This window comes from Rhodococcus sp. IEGM 1409 (assembly GCF_030056735.1).
Classification (GTDB): domain Bacteria; phylum Actinomycetota; class Actinomycetes; order Mycobacteriales; family Mycobacteriaceae; genus Rhodococcus_F.
In genome coordinates this window covers 269,746-293,462 of the sequence record NZ_JASHKN010000003.1, presented here as the reverse complement: position 1 = coordinate 293,462, position 23,717 = coordinate 269,746, and the positions used below count along the sequence as shown (strand labels likewise).

Genomic DNA, 23,717 nt, shown 5'->3' with positions numbered 1-23,717 from the left:
CGAACTCCTGAGAAGGGTGAGGAGAATTATTTGATTGCACCGAAGGACAGGCCGCGCACCAGTTTGTTCTGGGCGAACCAACCGGCCAAGATGACGGGCAATGCCGCCATGGTCGCTGCCGCGGAGAGCCGAGCCCAGTACAGGCCCTCGCCCGTGATGAACCCGACCAAGAAGACCGGAATCGTTTGTGCTTGAACAGCTGTCAGATTGACGGCGAAGAAGAACTCGTTCCACGAGAAGATCACACAGATCAGTGCGGTGGCAGCGATGCCGGGTGAGATCAGAGGCAGGATCACCTCGCGAACCGACGTCCACAGGCTGGCACCATCCATGCTTGCCGCCTCGAGAAGTTCGCCGGGAACTTCCAGAAAGAAGGAGCGCATCATCCACACCGCGATCGGCAGATTCATCGAGGTGTACAGGATGACCAGGGCCCAGATGTTGTCGAGCAGACCGATGTCGTTGACGATCACGTACAGCGGCACGATGGCTGCCACGACGGGGAGCATCTTCGTACTGATGAAAAAGAACAGAACATCCTGGGTCTTGGCGACCGGCCGAAGCGACAAGGCAAATGCCGCCGGAACACCAAGTAACAGAACCAGAATGGTCGACATCCCCGTGGCGAAGGCAGAGTTCGCCAGTGTCGTACCGAGGCCGGAGTCGAGGACGGCTCGGAACTGCTCGAGGGTCGGAGTGAAGAACAGCTTCGGCGGATCGGTGTACGCGTCCGCCTCGGTCTTGAACGCGGTCAGGACCATCCAGAAGACCGGGAAGAAGAACCCGAGGGCCGCGATCCACGCCACGACCGACCACGGACTGAACTTACTGCTCTTTTTCTTCTTGACGACGGGCTTTTCGGTCGTCGCACTTGTCGTCTCTACGGCAGTCATCACGCCGCCTCCTCGTTGCCGGTGAAGCTCTTGAAGATCAGTCGAAGCGCAAGCGTGGACACGATGATGGTCGCGATCACTGTCACGACGCCCATCGCCGCGGCTTGACCGACGTCGAAGCCGAGGAACGCGCGCTGGTAGATGTAGAACGGCAGGTTCGAGCTTGCCACGCCGGGCCCACCCGACGTCATCATGTACACCGCGTCAAATGTGTTCACGAGGTAGATCGCGCCGAGAACTGCACCGAGTTCGATGAAGCGACGCAGGTGCGGCAGTGTCAGCTCGCGGAACATCGCAAAAGGCTTGGCTCCGTCCACCCGTGCGGCTTCGAGAATGTCTCGGGGCATGGACTGCAGACCGGCCAGAATGAGCAGCATCATGAATGGCGTCCACTGCCAGATCAGATTGATCATGACCGCGGCGAGCGGAAACTTGCTGACCCAGTCGACCTGGCCGACACCGAAAGGCTGGAGGACGAAGTTCAGAATACCGAAGACCGGATCGAACATTGTTGTCTTCCACAGCAATGCACCAGCGACGGGAGTAATGAGAAACGGCGTGATCAGCAGCGTTCGCACGATGCCCCGACCGAGGAATGCTCGGTCGAGCAGCAGTGCCAATGCGAGTCCGAGGATCACCGAAACGATGACCGTACCCACGATCATGATGACCGTGTTGACCGCGACTTCCCGAAACTGACTGTCCTTGAACACATCGATGTAGTTGTTGAACCAGTTGAAGTGCCGCGATCCCGGCCGGACAAGGTTCCAGGATTGCGTGGAGTAATAGAGAGTGAACAGAAAGGGAATCTGCGTGACGACGATCGAGAAGATCAATGCCGGCAGCAACGGACCTCGACGACGCCAACCCTCGGCACGGGAGATCTTCTTGTCGATACGAACCGGTGGCGCGTCGTCCACCGTGGATCTGGGCTCAGCAACCGTAGTCATCGGTTCTCCTGATAGGTCTTGCCGACCACCTCGGCGTACTGCTGCGATTGTTCGAGTGCTTCTTTCACACTCTTCTGACCCGCGATTGCCGCACTGATCTGCTGGCTGACGCGAGTGCCCAGATCCTGGAACTCAGGGATGGTAAGGAACTGGACGCCGGTGTATGGAACCGGTTGCACTGTCGGGTTTTTCGGGTTTGCATTGTTGATCGATTCGAGGGTTATCGGACCGAATGCCTTTGCAGCTTCCTGATACTCCGGAATCTCGTAGGTCGAAAGACGGCTTCCCGGAGGGACTCTCGACCAGCCGAGCTCAGTGCCGACCTTTTGGATGTAATCCTTGTTCGTCATCCAGGAGATGAACTTCCAGGCATCGTCTTTGTTCTGTGCCGACTCCGGGATTCCGAGTGCCCAGGTGTAGAGCCATCCGGGATCGGACTTCTCGACCTTCGGGGCCTTCGCGTATCCGATGTTGCCGACCACCTTCGACGATGCGGGATCTTCGAGCACCGACACAGCCGAGGTCGCGTCGTACCACATCGCTGTGTTGCCTTGCGCGAATTGTGTTGCGCATTCGCCGAACCCACTTGTGGCTGGCCCCGGCTGGCCGTGCTCCTTGACGGTGTCCACGTAGAACTGAACTGCGTTCTCGACCTGCGGACTGGTCAACTGCGCGTTCCAGTTCTCGTCGTACCAGCGTCCGCCGAAAGTGTTGATCACTGTGTTGAGCGGCGCAAGAACCTCGCCCCACCCAGGCTTTCCTCGCAGGCAGATTCCCGACATCTTGGCATCAGGGTTGTCGAACTGCTCTGCCCAACCTGCAACTTCCTGCCACGTCGGGTCTTCTGGAACTGTGATCCCCGCCTGGTCGAACAGGTCCTTGCGATACATCAGGAACGACGACTCCCCGTAGAACGGAACCGCGTACATGCTGTCCTCGTACGACAGTGAAGCCTTGATGGACGGTATGAAATCGTCCTCGTCATAACCTGGTGTCTTGTCCGCGTACTCGGACAGGTTCGTGAGCCAACCGTTCGCGGCCCACTGCGGCGTCTCGTAATTGCTGATCATCGCGACGTCGAACTCGCCGCCACCGGTGGCCGTCGACGCTGTGATCTTGGCGCGAGCCTGGTTTTCGGAAAGGCTGACGAATTTGAGGTCGATCCCGGGGTTCTCGGCTTCGAAAGCCGGAGCCAATTTGATGGCGTCCTGCATCTGCGAGTTCGACACCATCGCAATGGTGACTGTTCGTTCGCCGGAACCACCGAGCGCACCAGCACCCGCACATCCCGACACCAGGAGGCAGAGCGCCGCCGCGGCAGCGCCCCACACTCGTCTTCCTGTTTTCACGGATTACCTTCCTTCACACTTGCGTGTCAGTCGCGCGCTGGGACAGCGAAACTCGTGAGAGCGCTACCCTTCGAGCAGCCACTGGGCGCACTCGACATCGGTGACGAGTACGTTTGCCAAACCTCCGCGCAATGCGCCCAGAACGGCCTGGCGTTTGTGTGTTCCCCCCGAAATCAGAATTGTCTGATCGCAGGATTTCACTGCGTCGAGCGAGACGGAGACCGTCCGCTCAGGCAGTGGCCCCTCCACTGGATTTCCGTCGATCGTGTAGAAACGGCCGCCGATTTCACCGACAGCCCCCCGACTTTCCAACTCGTCCAGCATGGTCGAGTCGACGAAACTGCCGGCAAACAAAGTCGTGGCCGTCGAAACAGCACCAACTCCGAAAACCATGATGTCGGAATCAGTTCCAGCCTTCAGTGCCTTCGAGATAACCGAGTCGTTTCGCATCGACTCCACCGTCGCTGGATCGGCATATAGCGGAGCATTGAGGCGAATAGGATTGGCCTGCAACTGTTGTGCGCATCGGCCGATGGTGAAGTCGACACCGGTTTGGTAGTCGGTCACCGTCATGGAGCCGTCAAGTTGTACCACAGCCGAGCACTTCGCCGCCTTGTCTGGCAAAGAACCTGCTACCGCAACGGTTTCCGGGCCCCACGTGAATCCGAGCACGCTCAACGGCTGCAGGCGGCGAACCAGAACTTCCGCTGCACGTCGGCCAAGCGCGTCGAAGTCCGGATCGTCCGAGTCCGAATTTGCTTCTGGGACAATCAACACTTCGGCCAACCCGAAGTGCTTCTCCAGCTTCGATTCCAATTCCGTGTTCACCGAACCTTCGAGCTCCGGTGGAACCAGAATCTCGACCCTGACCAAACCTTGCGTCCGTGCCCTGGCCAACAGTCGCCCGGCCGTAGGCCTCGAGACACCCAACTTCGCTGCAATCTCCGCCTGAGTAGCGCCTTCGAGGTGGTACATGGTCGCAGCCCGCAACGCGAGCCGTACATCCTCGGAAGCAGGCAACTTCGACGGCTTGAGTCCTGTGGGCTGAGCCGACTGGTTCACACGGTCTCCTTATGCATCAGGTTCAAAGTTTCTCGATCGTGAGCAAATGCTCACTAGATGTTCTTATGCTCATTAAGCTAACATCTAAGCTGTGACCCACACAACAGTTTCCGGAGAATCCTTCGATCTACCTGCGACAATTCGGGCAAACGTCCTCGTTGAGACCGGAAAGATGCAGATGGTCGAGAGACCGCGACCGTCCCCGAAGGCCGGTGAAGTTCTGGTCCGCATCCACGCCGTGGGCGTGTGCGGGTCGGACGCGCACTACTTTCGCGAAGGCCGCATTGGTCCTTACGTAGTCAACGCACCCCTCGTTCTCGGACACGAGGCATCGGGACGCATCGCCGCGGTCGGCGACGGCGTCGATCCAGGACGCGTCGGGCAGCGCGTCTCCATCGAGCCTCAGAAGCCTGATCCGACAAGTCCCGAATCAAAGGCAGGCAGATACAACCTCTGCCCTCATATGGAGTTCTTCGCAACGCCGCCGATCGACGGTGCGCTCACCGACTACGTCACGATCGGTGCCGACTTCGCCCACCCCATCGCAGATTCCGTGTCCTACGAAGCTGCCGCGCTTTTCGAGCCACTGTCGGTGGGGATCGCCTCAGCACAGAAGGCCGGGATCACCGCGGGCTCTCGTGTGCTGATCGCCGGCGCCGGGCCGGTAGGTATCGTGACGACGCAGGTAGCCAAGGCATTCGGCGCCACGGAAGTCATCGTCTCGGACATCGATGCGGCCCGGCGTGATGTGGCACTGAAATTCGGCGCAACAACAGTCGTCGATCCTCGCGAAAGCGACGTACGCTCTCTCGCCGTCGACGCATTCATCGACGCTTCGGGTGCCACGGCCGCCGTGATCGACGGCATTCACGCCGTTCGGCCGGCTGGGACAGTCGTTTTGGTCGGAATGGGCGCCGACGAAATTCCGTTGCCGGTCCCGATCATTCAGAACCGCGAACTGATTCTGACCGGGGTGTTCCGATACGCCAACACGTGGCCGATCGCCGCCGCACTGGTCGCCGCCCGCCGTGTCGATCTGGATTCGATGGTCACTGCCCGCTTTTCACTCGAACAGTCGCAAGAGGCCCTGGTGGCCGACCGCATTCCCGGCAGCATCAAAGCCGTAGTCATCGTCGCCGAAGGAGACTAGAACTTTCATGGAACTCAATACCAAGAACTTGCACGACTTCGACACTTCACTCCAAGTGCCGAACTACGACCGGAGCAAAGTCACTACCGGCATAGTGCATTTCGGTGTCGGCGGTTTTCACCGTGCACACCAGGCCATGTACATCGATACTCTCCTGCGACGTGGCGAGGGCTTGGACTGGGGAATCTGCGGTGTGGGAGTGATGCCGTCGGACAAGGGAATGAGAGACGCACTCCGAGCGCAGGACGGCCTCTACACCCTGGCGCTCAAGCATGCAGACGGAACGCTCGAGGGCCGGGTCATCGGGTCGATCGTCGAGTACCTGTTCGCTCCAGACGATCCGCAGGCAGTGATCGAAAAGATGGCATCCGAATCGACGAAGATCGTCTCCCTCACCATCACCGAGGGTGGATACAACATCTCGGACAGCACGGGCGAGTTCGACTCGTCCAATCCCGATGTGGTGCACGATCTCGAACCAGGAACACTCCCCCGCACCACCTTCGGTCTGATTTGTGCTGCACTCGCACTCCGCCGAGACCGCGGCCTCGCACCGTTCACGATCATGAGTTGCGACAACATCGAAGGCAACGGATCAGTCGCGAGGACGGCATTCGGAGCCTTTGCCGCCCTGAAGGAGCCAGAACTTGCGGAGTGGATCGGAGAGAACGGCGCGTTCCCCAACTCCATGGTCGACCGGATCACACCCGTCACGACAGCCGAGGTGACCGCAGAGATCGCCGAGACGTTTGGCGTCGACGATCAGTGGCCGGTTGCGGCGGAACCATTCACCGCATGGTTCCTCGAGGACGAGTTCACATCAGGCAGACCCCCTTTGGAGAATGCCGGCGTGAATCTGGTGCCGGACGTTCGCCCGTACGAACTCATGAAACTGCGCCTTCTCAACGCCAGCCATCAAGGCATCGCGTACTTCGGCTACCTTGCCGGATACCGCCTGGTCCACGAGGCATGCCAGGACCAACTATTGTCAGGGTTCCTGCTCGACTACATGAATCTCGAAGCGACACCGACCCTTGATCCGGTCCCCGGCGTCGACCTCGATCAGTACAAGAAAACCCTCATCGAACGATTCTCGAACCCTCAGGTCCGCGACACGATTGCACGTCTGTGTGCCGAGTCGTCCGATCGAATCCCCAAGTGGCTGTTGCCCGTCATCCGGAAGCAACTCGACGCCGGCGGGTCGATCAACCTGTCCACCGCCATTGTCGCCAGCTGGGCCCGCTACGCCGAGGGTTCAGACGAAAATGGAGACCCCATCACCGTCGTCGATCAGATGGCGGACACTCTGGTACCGCTCGCACAGAAACAGTCGAGCGATCCACTGGCCTTCATCGGTAACCGCCAACTCTTCGGCGATCTCGTGGACGATCGCCGATTTGTCGCAAGCTTCCGAACGACTCTCGACTCGTTGCACTCCGTCGGAGCCAGAAAGACCCTCGAGGAGGTACGTGGGCTCTGACTACGCCGAGACGTCGTGCAGGTGATGGATCGGATCGTGAATGAAGTAGGCCGCCAACGATTCGACGGTGAACGCCGATCCGTCACTGCGGAGTCCCCGTCGTTGGCGGCTACCCTCTGGCACGGTTTCGAAGGCGTTCGCGACCTCCGCGGCAGCGTCGGACAATTCCGATGCCACCGTTGCCGGGTCTTGGTCGTTGTACCGCTCGGCCTCTGCTGTCGCGTCCTGATCCCAGTTCTCGAATCTCGGATCGTGGAATTCGAGCATCTGTTCCAACCGCACCTTGAAGATCCTGAACGCGTCGCGCACATGGGCCGAATACTCCAACGCTGACCATGTTTCGCTGTCTGGCCGCACCGTCACGTTCTCGCGTTCGAGCACTTCAGCCCAGGATGCGGCGTTGGCACGTACCAGATCGGGAACGTCCGTGAATGCGACGGTGGATGAATCGAACCCGCACTCGGTGCAAGGGCGTTCGAGGACCCAGGTCCAATTCTTTGTATCCGGGGTGATCGGCATGGCTCGAGACTAGTCCGCCAGAGCGTAGTCGGTCTGCTTTGATTGGCCGATGAAGCGAATCGTGCTCGGTATTGCGATTCCCTTCGTGCTGATGCTTTCAGCGTGTGGCGCGGACGTGGGCGACGCCGAGTCGCACGAACTCGCCTTCACGTGCGACGACGCGTACGCGTTCCTCGAGGTATTCGGAACCGTCGAAGCGACGTTGGCACGGCTGCAGAGCCCTGGATGGAACGACGTACCTGAACTCATGGATTCCGCCAGCGCCTGGGCAGCGTTCACACCGCGTCAGCAGACTGCGGTCGTCAATTCACTTCATGCGGCTGCCCGAGGCGAATGTTGATCCGAACTTCCGTGACCGTTGGCGGGATCTGGTTTGAACCGAAACATGCGCTCTTCGCTCGCCTTGGCCACTCTCGCTGCCAGCTTGATGATTGGGGGTTGCGCGGCGCCGGCGGTGCAGCAACCCGACACCGCAACGACAACAACCGAAACGGGCGGAACGTGGGTCCGCAGGCTCGGCGTACCCGACTCCGTCGAAAAAATCTGCCAGTCGATACTCGGATTGGCCGAAGAATTAGGACGTACTCCTAGCGATTCCACGTCACCGATCGATCGAATCCGCGAATACATGAGCGGACCGTACAGCGACTGGAGGGGATTCGACGCTGAGGGGCGTCAGCGCATCCAGGGGCCTTCGAAGCAGCGGAATCAGGATCGTGCGGTTGAGCAACGCAGGATGTCTGGTTCGCCCTCGCACAACGGAATCACAAACAACGACGTATCAACGTCATTCCGTTGCTGACAAAAGTTCGTTCGTCCGCGACGGGCCGGTCACAAGAATTTTCCCAGGGCTTTCAGTTCAACTTCAAAGATCCTGTGGCGCAGTTGTGGCCAAGGCTTCCTGGTCTCGTCATCCCTCATGTGAAGGGCGCCGAGTCGACATGTACCCCTTCCGAACGCTGTAAATGCTCGGCCGCCAGAATCAACAGGGAGAGATTCGTACGAGAGTCCCTCGGTTGCATGCATCAACTGGTCAGGCGCCGGAATCGACCGGTCGCCCGGCGAACCTCGGACCTCTGCGCAGAACGCACAGTCGCGAGTTTTAGCTGATTCACTACCTGACCTGCATTGTTCGCTCGCTCGAACATGACATTCGGCCACTCGGCCAGCTCCCGACCTTCAGCTGATCGAATAGTGTTGCCGAACAGCCTGTTTCAGTGATCGGATTTGACACCAGGCGGGATCGAGTTCTTGATTCTCACAGCGTGTTCTCCGTTACGTTGGCCCGTCAGGTTAATCAGGGGTACGACCCGGCACAATTCGCCGAGTCCTTGTCTGCGCCGCCCAACGGCGGCGCGTCCACCGACAGCAAACCGATCTCTCTCGGGCACCCATGGGCTTCCGGTAGCGCGACCTCGAAGTTGCTGTTCATTTGCACCTTATCTTTACATTTTGCCAACTACTGTAATTCATCGACAAGTACTTTGTCCTGATTGCCAGGTTTGATCACGGTGACACAAACCAGCAGCTGTGGCCAACATGTCGACACGATCTATGTCGTCCCCGCCATCTCCGTTCAGGCTGCCGTGATGTGCGCGACACCGGCGACGCACACGAACGACGTTCCGGCGACCAGCTTCCAGCGTGCGTATCGCCGCGCGTGCATCACCAGCGGTGAACTGCGATGCACGAAAGACGCAACGCGAATATGGGGCGGCGACACAGCCCTCGATGGCTTTTGTACCCGACATTTTCCATCCCCGAGTCAGACAACTGACCAGCCAAGGCTGAGTCCAAAGTCCTCGCTACTGATGACCTAAGTCCGACAGTACTTTTCACGAAAAAGAGGACCCCGCATGTGCGGGGTCCTCTTCGCTTTCCTTCGGAGCTAGAGACCGAGCGAGTGAAGGTGCTCGCTGATCTTCTCGAACATGAGCCTCTGACCAGCCGGTGTGGGATGCATGCCGTCCTCCTTGAGTAGCGTCGGGTCCGACAGCCAGTTCTCGGTGAGCGCATCGATGAAAGGCAGCTTGTACTGCTCAGCGGCGGAACGGATTCGATCGTTCACGTTGACAGCGGTCTCGGATGGAGGCCGGTTGTCCATGATGGGTCCGATGACTACAACCTTGGCGTCAGGAAGCCGATCTCGTAGCTGCGCATACAACTCCCGAGTCGCATCTCGCACTTCGAGCGGGTACGAAACATCGTTCCGACCGCCGGCGATGATGACGACCTTGGGATTCACCGCAACGACCTGATCAATTTTCGCACCGAACGGCTGCTTGCCTTTTTCCGCGTTACCCTGGACGTATCCGGTGCCACCGCTCGCAAAATCTGCCAGGTACCAGCGACGATCGAAGGCCAACAGTGCCGGCCAGTGATCTCCTGTCGTGTTCGGAATCGAGTACGAGTCCCCCAAAATTGCGACCGTGTCGAAGTCGTCGGTAGGGGCATTCAGCGCCGGCGCCGAACTATCAGGCTGCGATACAGAGGCAGTTGCCCGACTGTCTCGGGATTGCTCGTACGCAAATCCTACGATCACCGCTGCGACGGTGAAAACCATGGCACCGATGACGGCGACAGTTCGCTTATTGGGTTTGGTCACCCTGTAAACATACGGTGTCGAATCATGTTGCCTCTGAGCGAGTGTCAAGCATCTGCCGTTCCGCTTGAACCGAACTTCGATGAAGGAGCGAAATCCCGCTCTCACAGCAGATTGACACAAGATTGCCGGAAGTTAAGGCGCGGCAAAGCATTCAGGGCATAGTGTCCCCCATTCGACGGACCAAAGTCCATTTCCAATTCGACACTCCGACAAAGCGGCAATCGCGCAGCTATATTTCGTCGACGCTTCAACTACTTTCGGTACATCTGCACAGCCGCGCGACAATATCCAATCTCCCGTGCTCGGCAATCCCCTCTATTTTTCTCATTCGGTGAAGCCGGCACCAGGTGCCAGGAAGAACGTCGACGTGCCAGAAACAGAAGCAAAGCACAGCATCGGCGACTGATCGCGATCTTAGCCCCCGATTCCGCAGACTATGAAGAAGGTAACGGGGACGGCCCGACTGCCGGCACCTACACCAGGCGAAGATGGTTTTCGTGCCGGCTATCGTTTAACCAGCGTGCGTCGACGCTCGGGGTGTCGCTGTAACGCATCGTCGGTACCTGTAGGCACAGGTACAGACAATCGTTGACTGATCCCTGAGTGTTATCTTCGAAATCACCTTTGATCGCCGTGTGTAGGTACATCTAGAGCGTGACACTTCGACTGGTCGAGCACATACGCTGAAATACCAGGATAGGTACCTACTTTTCCTTCGCCTTCCGACTCGTCGCTGTCTCGGGCACGTCCAGAAGCGCTGCACATCAGACACTGTCGGGAAACTTGTCATCTGGATCCGAGACTTTCACCTCGTCTGGAATCGACGATCATGATGCGACGATTCCTTGTGTGACCACGAATGCTCGACTCAGGCACAACCGCAGGCGCAAGGCCAGGCGATTCAATCCCAACAACCGGTGAGCAACTGTCCTGGTGATTGCAATCTGCGCACTTGTCGCCTTGGCGATCGTCGGCAGCATGATCTTCGACAAGAGTCATTGGGGCTGAGCCGCGGGCTCACGGCACCTGTACGTGGGGCGGGCGGGGCTCGAACCCGCGACCAATGGATTATGAGTCCACGGCTCTAACCGACTGAGCTACCGCCCCATCCGTGATGCGTAGCATCGCGGCGAATCCGAATGTTACCGGCACATCAGACGCGGATCACAATCGGGCCGGCGGTGACGCGTTGCACTCTTTCGAGTCGAGTCTTCCAATGTTGGTCGGCACAGGCGCATTGAGCCGATACCGTGGGAGTGCACACCCCACGGAACAGGATCACCACATGAAGCTTGCACTGACCGAATTCAAGAACTCGAAGGCTACGATCCGGATCATCATGTCCGACGGCGCCAAGCTGAACGGCACCGTCACCGATTTCACCGAAGACACTCTCGTTCTCAATTCTCCGAATGGCGTCTACTACATCAACCCCAGCCACATCATCCGACTGTTCGAGCCGTCGGATCGCGCAGCGAAGTAAGCGCACCGGTCGAACAGTTCGACGGTTCCACCGAAAGCCCGACGCAGAGTCTTGCGTCGGGCTTTCGGTGTATCTGTCTCCAACATCTTGGAGTCGCGTTCACGTGTGCTGATGACGCCTATCCTCTGCGACATGGCGAACGACAGCGGCCGACCTGAACTCGTTTTGTTCGACTTGGGTGGTGTGCTGTGTCAGTTCGAACCTGATCTTCGCGCCGCAGAACTGGCAACGGCCATCGGCGTCACTGAAGAAGAAATCCATGCCCTCGTGTTCGAGTCCGGGTTCGACCAGGAATGCGATCTCGGCCTTCACTCCGAAGCCGCGATTCTGGAACGCTTACGAGCGTTCGGGTTTCCTGGTAACCGCGACGACCTACGCCGAGCCTGGGCCAAGGCCTTCATCCCGGACCGCGCAGTCATCGATCTCGCAATCGCGCTTCGAAGCGAAGGGGTCGAGGTCGCCACATTCTCCGACAACGGGCCTGTCCTTTTGGCCGCCATCGAGAGTGTTGTAACTCCGTTGGCAATCGACGAGCATGTTTTCTCCTGCATACTCGGAGCCACCAAACCCGACCCTGCAGCCTTCCTGGCCGCGCTGAAGTTTCTCAATGCGCGCCCTCAACAGACCTTCTTCGTCGACGACAACCCGATCAACGTCCTCAGCGCTCGACAGCCGGGAATTCGCGGTGAACAAGTACACGCGGCGGCAGAGGTTGAATCAGCACTGCGATCGGTAGGTCTGCTGCGAGAGCAATAGGTCAGACAAACGCAAGAAAGCCCCCCACCGGATTTCTCAGGTGAGGGGCTCTGCTGCTCCCCCGGCTGGACTCGAACCAGCAACCGTCCGATTAACAGTCGGAAGCTCTGCCAATTGAGCTACAGGGGATTGTCTTGCTCGCTTCGCCCGTTCCGGCGTTGCCTGAGAAACTGTAGCGAATCCTCCACCGAAGTACCAAATCGCCTGCCCAGCGAGTCATCAGGCAGGATGGAGTCAGGACGATCGGTGCTGGAGGGAAGCAGGAATGATGCGTTTGTTGATCGGTGTTGCAGCTGGGTACGTCCTGGGAACCAAAGCGGGCCGCGCACGATACGAGCAGATCAGCCGGGCCGCGAAGGCGGTGGCCACTAGTCCGGCCACCAAGAAGGTGTTGGATGCGTCACGGCAGAAGCTGGCCGACTCACTGAGTACTCAGCCCAAGCTCGAGCCGATGAAGCCGCTCAATGAGGAGACCACGATTTTGGTCCCCCACGACCAGTTGAAGAAGAACCGCTAGGTCAGACGCTTTGGTCGCCGACAGCCTGCTCACGCAGCTGTCGGCGATACTGCTCCAGCGCCACAAGGTCGCCGAAAAGAGAGTTGTACTCCTCCGGGGCCGCAGCAGGTGAGACGCGCTGAAGCTTGGATTTGAGGTCGGCAACCTGTTCGCCCACCCACGCTTCCTGCAGCCGGGCGAGCACTCCGTTGATGTAGCGCGGAACCGTGTCTTCGTCGCACGGCATGGGTTCGACGGCCAGCTCCGATACAACCGAGGCCACCGTCATGTCTTCGACGCCCTTGGTGACGACTTCGATCCACTCGGCGCCGCCGAGCCCCTTGCTCGTTCCGCCGGCGTCCGCCATTGCCTGCCTGATCACAACGTAGGCGGGGTGGGTGAAGGTCTCGGGTGGCAACGAGTCGAAGACACTGCCGGCGACGCCAGGGTGCTGCAACGCGGCCTTGAGGACAGCTCGCTGCGTCGAAAGCCCCGGGTCGTTGGGCCGTGGCCTGGAGATTCCGATCGGCAGCGCAAGCGCATCGGCGGCAGGTGGATCGACAACCTGACGACGCTTGGGCGCCGGTGAAGATCCACGCGTCGACGCCCGTTTGCGAGCTTCGTCACGCACGCGTCGTCGGACGGACGGAAGATCGTCCCAACCGACCCATCCGCAGAGGAGATTCGCGTAGCTGTCGCGCAGAGTTGATTCCTTGATCTGCGCAACGACGGGGACGGTACGACGCAGTGCTTCGACGCGCCCTTCAGCCGTCTCGAGATCGTGCTCGGTGAGTATCGACTTCACCACGAACTCGAACATGGGCGTACGCCGCGCAACAAGGTCGCGAACGGCGGCGTCACCGGACTCGAGGCGAAGATCGCATGGGTCCATTCCGTCAGGAGCGACGGCCACGAAGGTCTGCCCGGCCATCTTCTGATCGCCCTCGAATGCCTTCATCGCAGCAGCCTGCCCTGCGGCATCACCGTCGAAGGTGTAGATGATCTCACCGCGAAAGTAACTGTCGTCCATCAGGAGTCGGCGGAGCATCGCAAGGTGCTCCTCGCCGAAGGCGGTTCCGCACGAAGCGACGGCGGTCTTGACGCCGGCCAAGTGCATCGCCATGACGTCGGTGTACCCCTCGACTACTACAGCCTGGTGTCCCTTGGCGATGTCGCGCTTGGCGAGGTCCAAGCCGAACAGGACCTGAGACTTCTTGTAGAGGATCGTTTCCGGGGTGTTGACGTACTTACCGGGCATGGTGTCGTCGTCGAAGAGCTTGCGCGCACCGAAGCCGATGACGTCACCGGCAACGCTGCGGATCGGCCAGAGCAGGCGGCGATGGAACCGGTCGATCGGACCGCGCCGCCCCTCTTTGGACAGCCCCGCCGCTTCGAGCTCCTTGAACTCGAATCCCTTGGACATCAAGTGTTTTGTGAGAGTGTCCCAACCTTCGGGCGCGTATCCACATCCGAATTGCAGGGCTGCGGCACCGTCGAAGTTTCTCTCGGTGAGGTAGTCACGAGCCGCCTGGGCATCGGGTTCGCGCAGTCGGGCGGCGTAGAACTCCTGAGCCGCCGCGTTCGCCGCAATCAACCGTGCACGGGTGCCGCGATCGCGCTGAACGGACGGTCCGCCGCCCTCGTACGAAATCGTGTAACTGAGTCGATCCGCCAACTGCTCCACGGCCTCGACGAAGCTGATGTGGTCCATCTTCTGCAGGAACGAGTACACGTCACCACCCTCACCGCAGCCGAAGCAGTGATAGAGGCCGTGGTTGGGTCGTACGTGAAACGACGGTGACTTCTCGTCGTGGAAGGGGCACAGACCCTTGATCGAATCGCCACCGGCACGCTTGAGTGAAACGTATTCACCGACGATGTCCTCGATGCGAGTGCGTTCGCGAATGGCCGCGATGTCTCTGTCAGAAATTCGGCCCGCCACGTACATCAGTCTAGGCGGTCCCCCGACACCTCCTGACAACGATATGTTGATGCCCGACTCTGTACCGCAGCGATGGGACCGACCATGACTGAAAACGCCTCGAGCTCGCCCGAAGGGCGATCGGGAACTCGATTCGGCGTGTACGAGCTGCGTCGTCTGCTCGGTCGGGGCGGAATGGGCGAAGTGTACGAGGCGTACGACACCTCGAAAGATCGCCTGGTCGCTCTCAAGTTGCTCCATCGCGAACTTGCGGCCGACCCGTCATTCCAAGCTCGTTTCCGCCGAGAATCTCGCACCACCGCCGCCCTGAACGAACCGCACGTGATCCCGGTGCACGATTGGGGCGAGATCGACGGAGTTCTCTTCATCGACATGCGTTTGGTCGAAGGCCACACACTGCGAGCCGAGTTGACCGAGTTCGGCCGACTCACACCGGCGCGAGCCGTCGACATCGTCTCGCAGATAGCGTCAGCGCTGGACGCAGCGCACGCGCGGGGGCTCATCCATCGCGACGTCAAACCAGACAACATCATTCTCACGAACACCGGGTTCGCGTACCTCGTGGACTTCGGCATCGCATATTCACTGACAGATACGAAGATCACCACCGAGGGAAGCGCGGTCGGTTCGTATGCGTACATGGCGCCTGAGCGATTCGGTATCGAAACGCCGACGGCCGCAGCGGATGTCTACTCTCTGGCTTGCGTCCTCTACCAGTCCCTCACCGGAACAACGCCTTTCAACACCACAAGCATCGGACATCTCGTCAATTCACACCTGAACGCTCCGCCGCCGCGCCCCACTCTGACGGTTCCGTCGCTCCCGCAACGTTTTGACACTGTCGTGGCTCGCGGCATGGCAAAGGATCCCGCACACCGCTATCCGACCACAGGAGCGCTCGCACTCGAAGCGCGGCAAGCCCTCTCGGCCAACAGTGCCACCAGTGAGGCCGGCGGATTGCAACCCACAATCGTCGGGTCGCCCACCTACACCACGGTGAATCCCGCCTACGGGAACTACGCGCACATCGCGACAAGGACCAAGCGGAACCGAGCCCCGATCGCGATCGGGGCGGCTGGAGTTGCACTCGTTGTGGCCGCAGCAGGCACGGCGGCTTGGGTGATGCAGGGAAACTCGGGCCCCGAATCACCAACCACTGTAGCAGCTTCCACCGCCACGGCGGAGCCGGCGCCGATTCAGGAGCCGGTGGGAACGCCGAAACTCGAACCGCTACCCACCGCCGGACTGCAGGCAACCACGACCACGCGGGCGTCCACCCCGTCCACGAAGAACGGCGATCTCGGAGTGAGCAAGCCGATCACCGTCCCCTCGTGCAAGGGAACCGGAATCGTGGTGTTGGCCAATGCCACCGATCCGGCAACGTATGCCAGCGAGATTCAGAACTACCTCGACGCGTTCCCCGGCTCGAAATACTTACGCACAGACCAGTCCTGCCCGTCACTGCGTCAAGTCTCCGATTCCGGGACTGCGATCTACACCGTGTATCGCGAATCCGGAAACAGCGAGTCGAAGATCTGCAAGGACGTTCGCGCAGCAGGCGGCGACGCTTACGGCAAGTGGCTCGACACCACTACCGACCCGTCGACGCGGATGACCTGCTGAGAGCGCCGCCGACTCAGCCCCAACTGGCCTGCGCGCCCAAGCTCGCCTTGTCCACCCGCTCCAGCCGACTTTCCGTGTACGACGCGATCTGATCCACCACTACGCGGACCCGAGCACCGTCGTCCGCGGCCCGCTCCCACGCGGGCAGCAGGATCGGATCGAGTCCGGCCGGGGCTGTGGCCAACAGCCATTCCGCGACGCGATGAACACGATCACGCTGCCGATCCTGACGTGCCTTGTGTCCGGCGTCGGACATCACGTAGTACAGCGCCACTGTCTTGAGCAACGCCACCTCGGATGCGACGGCCTCGGGTATATCGAGGTCAGCTTGATAGCGCGAGAGGGGCCGGTTGCCGTTTGTCTGCCGAGTGCTGGCGATCGCGGCCGTGGCGAAGCGTCCCACCAATTCACTCGTGAGGTTCTTCAACGCGACGGAACTTCCCAGCGTTCCGTCGAAACTTCCGACTCCGCGTACGACGGGGAGTTCGGACAACCGTTGAGCGGCTTCGATCAGATCGTCGACTACCAGTCCGCGAAACTCGGAGGCCCCCAGTTCTGCCAGTGCGCGCTGCTCGGACGGATCAGCAAGCGAGCGGAGGTCGATACGACCTGCGATCACCCCGTCCTCCACGTCGTGCACGGAATAGGCGATGTCGTCGGCCCAGTCCATGACCTGAGCTTCCAGGCATTGCCGACGCTCGGGCGCACCCTCGCGAACCCAGGCGAGCACCTCTGCGTCGTCGTCGTATGCCCCGAACTTCGCGCCGGGCTCCGGCCGGGTCCACGGGTACTTGATGGCCGCGTCGAGTGATGCCCTGGTGAGATTGAGGCCGGCGCTCAGACCGTCGGGGCGCAGGATCTTCGGTTCGAGGCTGGTCAGGATCCGCAGATTCTGCGCATTGCCTTCGAAACCGCCGCAGTCCTTGGCGACTTCGTCCAGCGCCTTCTCGCCGTTGTGCCCGTACGGCGGGTGCCCGATGTCGTGTGCGAGACCCGCAAGGTCCACCAGGTCCGGGTCGCAACCGAGTCCGTCGGCGATCCCTCGCCCGATCTGTGCGACCTCCATCGAGTGCGTCAGCCGCGTGCGAGGTGTGTCGCCGTCGCGCGGGCCGACAACCTGGGTCTTGTCAGCCAAACGCCGCAAAGCTGCGGAGTGCTGGACCCTGGCCCGGTCTCGCGATAAGTCCGAACGATGCTGCGCCGCTGCGATCTGCGAACCCGGCAACCCCGCTCGCTTCGGTGCCTCGACGACCCGACGTTCGAGGTCGTGTTCGGAGTAGGAGCCGCCTCCGTAGGTGGTGTGAGCTGTCATGGTTTCTATTGCCCTGCCGTGTAGGGGAAGTCTGCCGAGAAGTGCGTGAGCTGATACCAGAGCAGCGCGCCGGTTTCGCGAGCGATTCCGTGCAACTGGGATTCGCGGGTGAACACCGCCGGGCCCTGACGAGTCGGTGCGGTCCACGCTTGAAGTCCCGTGTCGCGGGCCATAGTCCGAGTGCGCAACGAGTGCCAGGGGTCACTGACCAGGACGGCGGAATTGATGCCCTGCGAGGACATCTCGGCACTCACCGCATCGATGCTGAGCAGTGTGTCCGAACCGGTCTCCACAGCAGTGATCGCACTCGACGGAATCCCTCGATCGGTCAGATACATCTTTCCCGACGCCGCTTCGGTGTACTCGTCACCTTCTTGTTTACCGCCGACAGTGATGATCTGCGGAGCCACTCCGCGCTTGTACAGCTTGTACGCCTGTTCGAGTCTGGCTTCGAAGACCGACGACGGAGTACCGGAATACTGAGCCGCGCCCAGAACGACTATCGCGTCGGCCGGCCGCGTGTCGTCGATGCGGGCCACCTGCCATACCCGGAATGCGGTACCGCCGACCAGGACCACTGCCATCAACACGGCGCCGGCGATCAATCGCCGCGTCCATCGAGCCAATCCTGCACCGAAGCCGCCCGCCCGTGAGGGTGATGGATCGTGGGGGCGGTTACCGAAAGCAGGTTTCACTCTCGCAATTCTGCCAGTTCGCAGCGATCTCCTCCGATGCCGACGCGCCACAACGGATAGATTTGCGTCATGGCCCTCGCACCACACTTCGCGCAGTTGTCCTCTGTAGAGCAGAGTCGGACAACCACCCGACCCGTTCGACGCTGGGGAAGCGCCGCCGCCGTCGCCGCGATTTTCGCTTTGTTGGCGCTCGTCTTCAGCCCTGCGCTCGCCTCGGCGGACGCCCCGATGGTCTTGCCGAATCACATCACCGACACCTCCGGGGTTCTCGACGCCGGACAAACCAGCGACATCCAAGCGGCGATCGATCAACTCAGCGAGGACCACCAGATCGATCTGTGGGTCGCGTTCGTCCCCGACTTCAACAACCTCGGCGGCCAGGCATGGGCGCAGCAGACAGCCACCAAGTCGACGCTGAGTACCAAGTCCGTCCTGCTTGCAGTTGCCACGGCAGAGCGCGCGTACTACCTCGATGTTCCGGCTGAACTCAGCAACATCACCGATTCCGACATCGAGTCGATCAATACCGACGCGGTGGAACCGGCTCTCGCCGAAGATGATTGGACCGGTGCTGCAATTGCAGCAGCCGGCGCACTCGGCGACGCGAACAACACGAGCGGCGGAATGGGAGTCGGAACACTCCTCATCGCCGGCGGCGCTGTGGTGGTCGGAACGGGCGGCGTGGTCCTGTACTCACGCAAGCGCAAGAACGACAAGAACAAGGCAAGCGTGGAGGCCGCGAAAAACATCGCCCCCGACGACTTCGCCAGCCTCAACGCACTCCCGCTGCCCACACTCGACGAACGTGCGAAGGAGATCCTCGTCGAGACGGATAACGCGATCGCCGGCAGCCAGGAGGAGCTGGATCTGGCCCGCAGCGAGTTCGGAGATTCCGCTGTTGCGCCCTTCTCCGCGGCATTCGACAAGGCCAAGGCCACCCTCGCCGAAGCCTTCGCGATCAAACAGCGACTCGACGACGCCATCCCCGAAACTCCCGACCAACGCCGTCAGATGCTGATCGACATCATCTCCTCGTGCGGTCGAGCCGACCAAGAACTCGAAGCTCGCGTCGACGAGTTCGACGGGCTTCGCGACCTTCTCATCAACGCCCCGGCACGCCTCGATGCTCTGACGCAGAGTGTTGTTGCTCTCAGCGTGCGTTTGCCTGAATCCGAGGCGATTCTGACCAAACTGAAGGATCAGTTCCCCGCACCGACGCTGGCGTCGGTAGTGAACAACGTCACGATGGCGAGCGAACGCTTGACGCTCGCCGAGAAGTCCATCGAAGAAGGTCGAGACGCCACCGCGCTGCCGGCCGGCAAGCAAGGCGCCGCCGTCACCGCAATTCGCACGGCCGAAGCTGCTCTCGATCAGGCCCGCAAGCTACTCGACGGCGTCGATCACGCCGCCGACGACATCCGAAACGCCATCGCGACACTTCCGTCCGCGATGGACGACGTTCAGCAGGGCATCACCGCTGCGGACGCTTACCTGGCGCAGGGCGGGCAGAAATTGGCGGACGCGAAGGCTGCGGCCCAGTCAGCGTTGGCCAATGCTCAGACGTCCAAGGCCAGCGATCCGCTGACAGCGTTCAACCAGATCGTCGCGGCCGACGCCCAACTCGACGCGCTGCTCGCCGACGCTCAGGAGCAGAAGCAGCAGCTCGAACGGGCGCAGCAGCGCCTCGCCCAGGACGTTCTGGCCGCGCAGGCCCAGGTGACCGCTGCCGGCGACTTCCTCGGAACCAGGCGCGGCGCGATCGGGGCCGAGGCCCGCACTCGCTACGCGGAGGCTCAGCGGCACCTGCAGGCCGCCCAACAATTACAGGCTTCGGACCCGTCGAAAGCACTCCAACACGCCCAGGCCGCGACCACCTTGGCGACGCACTCACTTCGCGCAGCGCAGAACGACGTCAACGCCTGGGAAGCAAACCAACGACCCCGGGGTGGCGGCGGCGATGCGACGGGCGCGATCCTCGGCGGGATCCTGATCAACAGCATTCTGCGAGGCGGCGGAGGTCCCCGCTCGTACGGCGGACCGAGCAGCAGTGGGCGCTCCGGACGCGGTGGCGGCGGCGGTGGTTTCGGCGGAGGCGGCGGAGGCCGAACCAGTCGAGGCGGCGGCGGCCGGTTCTGACGGATCCCGTCGAGGTAGTAAAATCCCTACTTTGTTCACGACCGCACTCGTCGTACGCTTCATCCGGCAAGTCGGGATCACAGATCATACGAAGGTGTTATGGAAAGCGTCGCCCCGCAGATAACCGTCGTTGTACCTACATACAACGAGCGTGAGAACCTGCCAAAGCTCGTCGATCGCCTCGCCGCGTTGAAGATCCCGAACCTGCACGTCCTCGTGGTGGATGACAACTCCCCCGACGGTACGGGCGAGGTTGCCGACAAGTTGGGTATCGACGGCCCCATCCCGGTGGGAGTACTTCACCGCACGGTCAAAGACGGTCTCGGCCGTGCTTACGTCGCGGGCATGAGCCGGGCATTGGCGGAGAACGCAGACATCGTCATTCAGATGGACGCAGATCTCTCGCACCCGTCCGAAGCGATCCCCGCCATGATCGAGATCCTCACCACTACCGATGCGGCAGTCGTTCTCGGCTCCCGTTACGTCGAAGGCGGCGCAGTCGCCGGCGACTGGCCGTGGCATCGCAAGGCGCTGTCCGCCTGGGCGAACTTCTACGTCAACGCCATTCTGCGACTTCACGTGAAGGATGCGACCGCCGGCTTCAAGGCGTGGCATGCAAAGACCTTGCGCGACATCGACGTCGAATCGGTGCAGAGCAACGGCTACGCGTTCCAGGTCGAGATGAACTACCGAGTTGTTCAGCGCGGCATGAAGATCGCCGAAACGCCCATTCGCTTCGAGGAGCGCACCGAAGGCGTCTCCAAGATGAGTCTCTCGGTTCAGTTGGAGTCTGCTCTGGTGCCGTGGAAGCTCAAGTTCGGCAAGAAGTCTCTTTGACCTTCGCGGCCGATCGAAAGTAGTCGGCCGTCTGCTTGTCCGACGGATAGAACGATTCGATCGCAATCTCTGCGAGTGTGACGTCGCGCGGCGTACCGAACACGGTGGTGGTGCTGAACATCGCCAGTTCGGTATCGCCGGCGCGTACACGCAACGGAACCAGCAGAGAATTTGCGCGGTCGTCGTGCCAGTCCCCTCCGCTCGGATAAGTGCGCAGCTCGTCGAGCAACGACGACAACTGCGCATCGGCACTCACCTCCACTTCCCGCGCCAGTCTCGCGAGCAGGTGCGTCCGCCATTGCGCGAGGTTGACGATCCGCGGCGCCATTCCCTCAGGATGCAAGCTCAACCGCAATACGTTCACCGGTGGCTCCAGAAGGAACGCAGCGGCGCCCTCGATCAGAATTCCCACGGCCTCGTTCCCGGCAACCATCTCCCACTGCTGATCGACCACCACCGCCGGATACGGGTCATGCGCGTCGATGATGCGATCGATGGCCTCACTCACTGCTGACATCGGCGCTTCCGCCAACGACTTCTGCGAGTACTCCGGCGCGTGACCACTTGCCAGTAGAAGCGTGTTCTGTTGCCGTAGAGGAACATCCAGGCATTCAGATAGGTGGAGAATCATATCCCGGCTGGGTTTCGAGCGGCCGGTCTCGATGAAGCTCAGGTGCCTGGTCGACACGCCTGCCGCTGTCGAGAGACCCAACTGAGTGAGCCTTCGCCGCTCCCGCCACCGTTTGAGTTCGGTGCCCACGTCCATCGTCTCGAAGGTCATTCCCCCAAGGTAGCGACCCGAGGTAGCCGAGGCCATGACCTCCGAGGTAATCGACCCGGAGCAGTTTCGGCACAACAGTGATATCAGCCGGCGAGAACGCCGGGTACTGATCAAGGGAGCTACCATGAGCGACTTCGACGCCATTGCCGATGCCTACATCGACATGTGGAACGAAACAGATATCAACGCCCGCAAGGCGCGGATCGAGCAACTGTTCGCACCAGCCGGTCGCTACACCGATCCGCTCGCGGACGTCACCGGGCACGAACAGATCGACGCGATGATCAACGCTGTGCAGCAACAGTTTCCGGGCATGCGCTTCACTCTCATCGGACCGGTCGACGCGCACCACCGACAGGCGCGATTCGGTTGGGCTCTCGGCCCTTCGGGGGCCGAGTCACTGATCGACGGATTCGACGTACTCGAACGCGATGACGACGGGCGTGTGACGCTTGTCCTCGGGTTCCTCGACAAGGTGCCTTCGGCCTGAAGCGGCCTTCCACCGACAGCGTTCGACACGAAGGCTGTCGGTGGTTCGTGCCATCATCGTTGCCGATGAACGCCGACGGATTTACCTGGTCCACACCGATTCCCGAGCCTGAGGGCGCCGAGTACGGTGCTCACACGCTGACCGTCAACGGGCTCATGACCGTCTATCGAACCGCCAAGACGACGCCTACCAAGCTCGGTCAGTTCGTCACGCTGTGGCGCCGTTCCGATGCCGGGCCCATCCGCCCCTTCGACACCAGCGACAGCATCATGCTGTTCGTGGTGAAGGTACACGGCGAAGAACGTCTGGGGCACTTCGTCTTTCCTGTCGAGACCCTCGTCGAACACGACGTCGTGTCGACGAACTTCTCGGGTGGTAAGCGCGCTATCCGGGTTTATCCGCCCTGGGTCACGCCGACCAGTGTGCAAGCAGTCAGAACTCAGCGCTGGCAGATGCGGCATTTCGGCGAGTTCCCCGATGTGTTCAGCTCACCTGCTGTTCAGCTCACCTGATAAGTCGCAATGATGACGCCTGTTGTCGTGGGGACGCTGTCGACGAGGGTGAACTGAGCGAGCGCAGCGCCGTCGGGGAACATTCTGCGCCCAGTTCCGAGAACCAGCGGATGAATGAGCAGGGTGTAGGTGTCGACGAGGCGCCGCTCGGCCAATGACGTGATCAAGTCTCCACTGCCCAGAATCACCAGATCCGGACCCTCGCATTCCTTGAGCGCGGCTACCGCGTCGGCGGCATCACCGTTCAACAAGGTGGAGTTCTTCCACGGGAGCGGTTCGCCCAAAGTTCTTGAAGCTACGTACTTCTGCGTGTTGTCGAGCACCTCGGTGAACGGATTGTCGGCCTGAAGGGGCCAGTACGAGGCGAAGTTCTCGTAGGTTCTGCGTCCGAAGAGCAACTCGGATTTCTTCGCCATCCCCTCCCCCATCTTCTGCGCCATGACGGAATCGTTGAAAGGTGCCGCCCATCCACCGTGCTCGAATCCGCCACGGCGGTCTTCGTCCGGCCCACCAGGTGCCTGCATGACACCGTCGAGAGTCACGCTGTTTGTCACGCTGAGTTTTCTCATAACTTCGATCCTGCGCCTGTTAGGACCATCAGGGAAAGAGAAAACGGGCGGCCCTTCTCGAATGAGAAGAACCGCCC

At 60.8% G+C, this 23,717-nt stretch carries 23 protein-coding genes and 2 tRNA genes; 11 read left to right on the top strand and 14 right to left on the bottom strand.

Annotated features, from left to right (window positions below; genetic code table 11):
- Positions 1 to 26 precede the first annotated feature (26 nt).
- The 4 genes from QM716_RS11270 to QM716_RS11255 form a co-directional block, all read right to left on the bottom strand.
- On the bottom strand, positions 27 to 893 hold the full coding sequence (locus QM716_RS11270) for a carbohydrate ABC transporter permease (protein WP_283304217.1): 867 nt from the start codon (positions 891 to 893) through the stop codon (positions 27 to 29).
- Positions 893 to 1,843, bottom strand: a complete 951-nt coding sequence (locus QM716_RS11265; RefSeq protein WP_283304216.1) for a carbohydrate ABC transporter permease — start codon at positions 1,841 to 1,843, stop codon at positions 893 to 895. Before QM716_RS11265 ends, QM716_RS11270 begins: the two co-directional genes overlap by 1 nt.
- Positions 1,840 to 3,192 carry an ABC transporter substrate-binding protein gene (locus QM716_RS11260; RefSeq protein WP_502942014.1) on the bottom strand — a complete coding sequence of 451 codons (1,353 nt, stop codon included), beginning with the start codon at positions 3,190 to 3,192 and terminating at the stop codon, positions 1,840 to 1,842. Before QM716_RS11260 ends, QM716_RS11265 begins: the two co-directional genes overlap by 4 nt.
- A gap of 63 nt (positions 3,193 to 3,255) precedes the next feature.
- Complete coding sequence (locus tag QM716_RS11255) at positions 3,256 to 4,254, bottom strand: sugar-binding transcriptional regulator (protein ID WP_283304215.1); 999 nt, start codon at positions 4,252 to 4,254, stop codon at positions 3,256 to 3,258.
- A 139-nt stretch (positions 4,255 to 4,393) separates the two neighbouring features.
- Here QM716_RS11255 and QM716_RS11250 point away from each other — a divergent pair, with 139 nt between their 5' ends.
- Both QM716_RS11250 and QM716_RS11245 read left to right on the top strand, forming a co-directional pair.
- Entirely contained in the window at positions 4,394 to 5,404 is a 1,011-nt protein-coding gene (locus QM716_RS11250; protein WP_283304466.1) for an NAD(P)-dependent alcohol dehydrogenase, read from the top strand.
- A gap of 7 nt (positions 5,405 to 5,411) precedes the next feature.
- The gene (locus QM716_RS11245; RefSeq protein WP_283304214.1) at positions 5,412 to 6,884 is read left to right on the top strand and encodes a mannitol dehydrogenase family protein; all 1,473 of its coding nucleotides are present in this window, start codon (positions 5,412 to 5,414) and stop codon (positions 6,882 to 6,884) included.
- On the opposite strand, the gene QM716_RS11240 is transcribed toward QM716_RS11245, so the two are convergent.
- Complete coding sequence (locus QM716_RS11240) at positions 6,885 to 7,403, bottom strand: DinB family protein (protein WP_283304213.1); 519 nt, start codon at positions 7,401 to 7,403, stop codon at positions 6,885 to 6,887. It abuts the gene before it with no gap.
- Positions 7,404 to 7,452: 49 nt separating this feature from the next.
- On the opposite strand from QM716_RS11240, the gene QM716_RS11235 reads away from it, so the two are divergent.
- Positions 7,453 to 7,743, top strand: coding sequence for a hypothetical protein (locus QM716_RS11235; protein ID WP_283304212.1), 291 nt, complete (start codon positions 7,453 to 7,455; stop codon positions 7,741 to 7,743).
- 957 nt (positions 7,744 to 8,700) lie between these two features.
- Here QM716_RS11235 and QM716_RS11230 read toward each other — a convergent pair.
- From QM716_RS11230 to QM716_RS11220, 3 genes are all read right to left on the bottom strand, one after another.
- Positions 8,701 to 8,835 carry a hypothetical protein gene (locus QM716_RS11230; RefSeq protein WP_283304211.1) on the bottom strand — a complete coding sequence of 45 codons (135 nt, stop codon included), beginning with the start codon at positions 8,833 to 8,835 and terminating at the stop codon, positions 8,701 to 8,703.
- A 456-nt stretch (positions 8,836 to 9,291) separates the two neighbouring features.
- Positions 9,292 to 10,008 (bottom strand): SGNH/GDSL hydrolase family protein, encoded by a 717-nt coding sequence (locus tag QM716_RS11225; protein ID WP_283304210.1) that lies wholly within the window; start codon positions 10,006 to 10,008, stop codon positions 9,292 to 9,294.
- A gap of 1,033 nt (positions 10,009 to 11,041) precedes the next feature.
- Positions 11,042 to 11,115 (bottom strand) — tRNA-Ile (locus QM716_RS11220).
- A 178-nt stretch (positions 11,116 to 11,293) separates the two neighbouring features.
- Between QM716_RS11220 and QM716_RS11215 the strand changes: the two genes are divergently transcribed.
- The gene (locus QM716_RS11215) at positions 11,294 to 11,491 is read left to right on the top strand and encodes a hypothetical protein (protein WP_003941659.1); all 198 of its coding nucleotides are present in this window, start codon (positions 11,294 to 11,296) and stop codon (positions 11,489 to 11,491) included.
- A gap of 132 nt (positions 11,492 to 11,623) precedes the next feature.
- Entirely contained in the window at positions 11,624 to 12,247 is a 624-nt protein-coding gene (locus tag QM716_RS11210) for an HAD family hydrolase (RefSeq protein WP_283304209.1), read from the top strand.
- 56 nt (positions 12,248 to 12,303) lie between these two features.
- Here the strand turns inward: QM716_RS11210 and QM716_RS11205 are convergent.
- Positions 12,304 to 12,376, bottom strand: a tRNA-Asn gene (locus tag QM716_RS11205).
- A 136-nt stretch (positions 12,377 to 12,512) separates the two neighbouring features.
- On the opposite strand from QM716_RS11205, the gene QM716_RS11200 reads away from it, so the two are divergent.
- On the top strand, positions 12,513 to 12,764 hold the full coding sequence (locus tag QM716_RS11200) for a hypothetical protein (protein WP_094273802.1): 252 nt from the start codon (positions 12,513 to 12,515) through the stop codon (positions 12,762 to 12,764).
- A gap of 1 nt (position 12,765) precedes the next feature.
- On the opposite strand, the gene dnaG is transcribed toward QM716_RS11200, so the two are convergent.
- Complete coding sequence (gene dnaG / locus QM716_RS11195) at positions 12,766 to 14,685, bottom strand: DNA primase (RefSeq protein ID WP_283304208.1); 1,920 nt, start codon at positions 14,683 to 14,685, stop codon at positions 12,766 to 12,768.
- 84 nt (positions 14,686 to 14,769) lie between these two features.
- Here dnaG and QM716_RS11190 point away from each other — a divergent pair, with 84 nt between their 5' ends.
- The gene (locus tag QM716_RS11190) at positions 14,770 to 16,308 is read left to right on the top strand and encodes a serine/threonine-protein kinase (RefSeq protein WP_502942013.1); all 1,539 of its coding nucleotides are present in this window, start codon (positions 14,770 to 14,772) and stop codon (positions 16,306 to 16,308) included.
- A 13-nt stretch (positions 16,309 to 16,321) separates the two neighbouring features.
- Here QM716_RS11190 and QM716_RS11185 read toward each other — a convergent pair whose 3' ends face one another.
- Together QM716_RS11185 and QM716_RS11180 are read right to left on the bottom strand one after the other, a co-directional pair.
- Positions 16,322 to 17,620, bottom strand: coding sequence for a deoxyguanosinetriphosphate triphosphohydrolase (locus QM716_RS11185; protein WP_283304206.1), 1,299 nt, complete (start codon positions 17,618 to 17,620; stop codon positions 16,322 to 16,324).
- A 5-nt stretch (positions 17,621 to 17,625) separates the two neighbouring features.
- A complete protein-coding gene (locus tag QM716_RS11180; RefSeq protein WP_007731109.1) occupies positions 17,626 to 18,315 on the bottom strand; it encodes a YdcF family protein in 690 nt (229 codons plus the stop codon).
- A gap of 69 nt (positions 18,316 to 18,384) precedes the next feature.
- Here QM716_RS11180 and QM716_RS11175 point away from each other — a divergent pair, with 69 nt between their 5' ends.
- The gene (locus QM716_RS11175; RefSeq protein ID WP_283304205.1) at positions 18,385 to 20,451 is read left to right on the top strand and encodes a TPM domain-containing protein; all 2,067 of its coding nucleotides are present in this window, start codon (positions 18,385 to 18,387) and stop codon (positions 20,449 to 20,451) included.
- A gap of 99 nt (positions 20,452 to 20,550) precedes the next feature.
- On the top strand, positions 20,551 to 21,288 hold the full coding sequence (locus tag QM716_RS11170; RefSeq protein WP_003944487.1) for a polyprenol monophosphomannose synthase: 738 nt from the start codon (positions 20,551 to 20,553) through the stop codon (positions 21,286 to 21,288).
- On the opposite strand, the gene QM716_RS11165 is transcribed toward QM716_RS11170, so the two are convergent.
- Complete coding sequence (locus QM716_RS11165; RefSeq protein ID WP_283304204.1) at positions 21,263 to 22,069, bottom strand: helix-turn-helix domain-containing protein; 807 nt, start codon at positions 22,067 to 22,069, stop codon at positions 21,263 to 21,265. The genes QM716_RS11170 and QM716_RS11165 overlap by 26 nt on opposite strands.
- Before the next feature lie 124 nt (positions 22,070 to 22,193).
- Between QM716_RS11165 and QM716_RS11160 the strand changes: the two genes are divergently transcribed.
- Both QM716_RS11160 and QM716_RS11155 read left to right on the top strand, forming a co-directional pair.
- The gene (locus tag QM716_RS11160; RefSeq protein ID WP_283304203.1) at positions 22,194 to 22,559 is read left to right on the top strand and encodes a nuclear transport factor 2 family protein; all 366 of its coding nucleotides are present in this window, start codon (positions 22,194 to 22,196) and stop codon (positions 22,557 to 22,559) included.
- 65 nt (positions 22,560 to 22,624) lie between these two features.
- A complete protein-coding gene (locus tag QM716_RS11155) occupies positions 22,625 to 23,071 on the top strand; it encodes a MepB family protein (protein ID WP_283304202.1) in 447 nt (148 codons plus the stop codon).
- Here QM716_RS11155 and QM716_RS11150 read toward each other — a convergent pair.
- A complete protein-coding gene (locus QM716_RS11150; RefSeq protein WP_283304201.1) occupies positions 23,059 to 23,640 on the bottom strand; it encodes a dihydrofolate reductase family protein in 582 nt (193 codons plus the stop codon). The genes QM716_RS11155 and QM716_RS11150 overlap by 13 nt on opposite strands.
- Positions 23,641 to 23,717: the final 77 nt, after the last annotated feature.

Bases quoted from the DNA above. Each gene is read 5' to 3' on its own strand.
- QM716_RS11245 (WP_283304214.1), top strand. From the start codon at position 5,412: ATGGAACTCAATACCAAGAACTTGCACGACTTCGACACTTCACTCCAA.
- QM716_RS11185 (WP_283304206.1), bottom strand. From the start codon at position 17,620: ATGACAGCTCACACCACCTACGGAGGCGGCTCCTACTCCGAACACGAC.
- QM716_RS11175 (WP_283304205.1), top strand. From the start codon at position 18,385: ATGGCCCTCGCACCACACTTCGCGCAGTTGTCCTCTGTAGAGCAGAGT.
- QM716_RS11155 (WP_283304202.1), top strand. From the start codon at position 22,625: ATGAACGCCGACGGATTTACCTGGTCCACACCGATTCCCGAGCCTGAG.
- QM716_RS11265 (WP_283304216.1), bottom strand. From the start codon at position 1,843: ATGACTACGGTTGCTGAGCCCAGATCCACGGTGGACGACGCGCCACCG.
- QM716_RS11240 (WP_283304213.1), bottom strand. From the start codon at position 7,403: ATGCCGATCACCCCGGATACAAAGAATTGGACCTGGGTCCTCGAACGC.
- QM716_RS11210 (WP_283304209.1), top strand. From the start codon at position 11,624: ATGGCGAACGACAGCGGCCGACCTGAACTCGTTTTGTTCGACTTGGGT.
- QM716_RS11165 (WP_283304204.1), bottom strand. From the start codon at position 22,069: ATGACCTTCGAGACGATGGACGTGGGCACCGAACTCAAACGGTGGCGG.
- QM716_RS11150 (WP_283304201.1), bottom strand. From the start codon at position 23,640: ATGAGAAAACTCAGCGTGACAAACAGCGTGACTCTCGACGGTGTCATG.
- QM716_RS11170 (WP_003944487.1), top strand. From the start codon at position 20,551: ATGGAAAGCGTCGCCCCGCAGATAACCGTCGTTGTACCTACATACAAC.
- QM716_RS11230 (WP_283304211.1), bottom strand. From the start codon at position 8,835: ATGAACAGCAACTTCGAGGTCGCGCTACCGGAAGCCCATGGGTGCCCG.
- QM716_RS11160 (WP_283304203.1), top strand. From the start codon at position 22,194: ATGAGCGACTTCGACGCCATTGCCGATGCCTACATCGACATGTGGAAC.
- QM716_RS11190 (WP_502942013.1), top strand. From the start codon at position 14,770: ATGACTGAAAACGCCTCGAGCTCGCCCGAAGGGCGATCGGGAACTCGA.
- QM716_RS11215 (WP_003941659.1), top strand. From the start codon at position 11,294: ATGAAGCTTGCACTGACCGAATTCAAGAACTCGAAGGCTACGATCCGG.
- QM716_RS11200 (WP_094273802.1), top strand. From the start codon at position 12,513: ATGATGCGTTTGTTGATCGGTGTTGCAGCTGGGTACGTCCTGGGAACC.
- QM716_RS11270 (WP_283304217.1), bottom strand. From the start codon at position 893: ATGACTGCCGTAGAGACGACAAGTGCGACGACCGAAAAGCCCGTCGTC.
- QM716_RS11235 (WP_283304212.1), top strand. From the start codon at position 7,453: ATGAAGCGAATCGTGCTCGGTATTGCGATTCCCTTCGTGCTGATGCTT.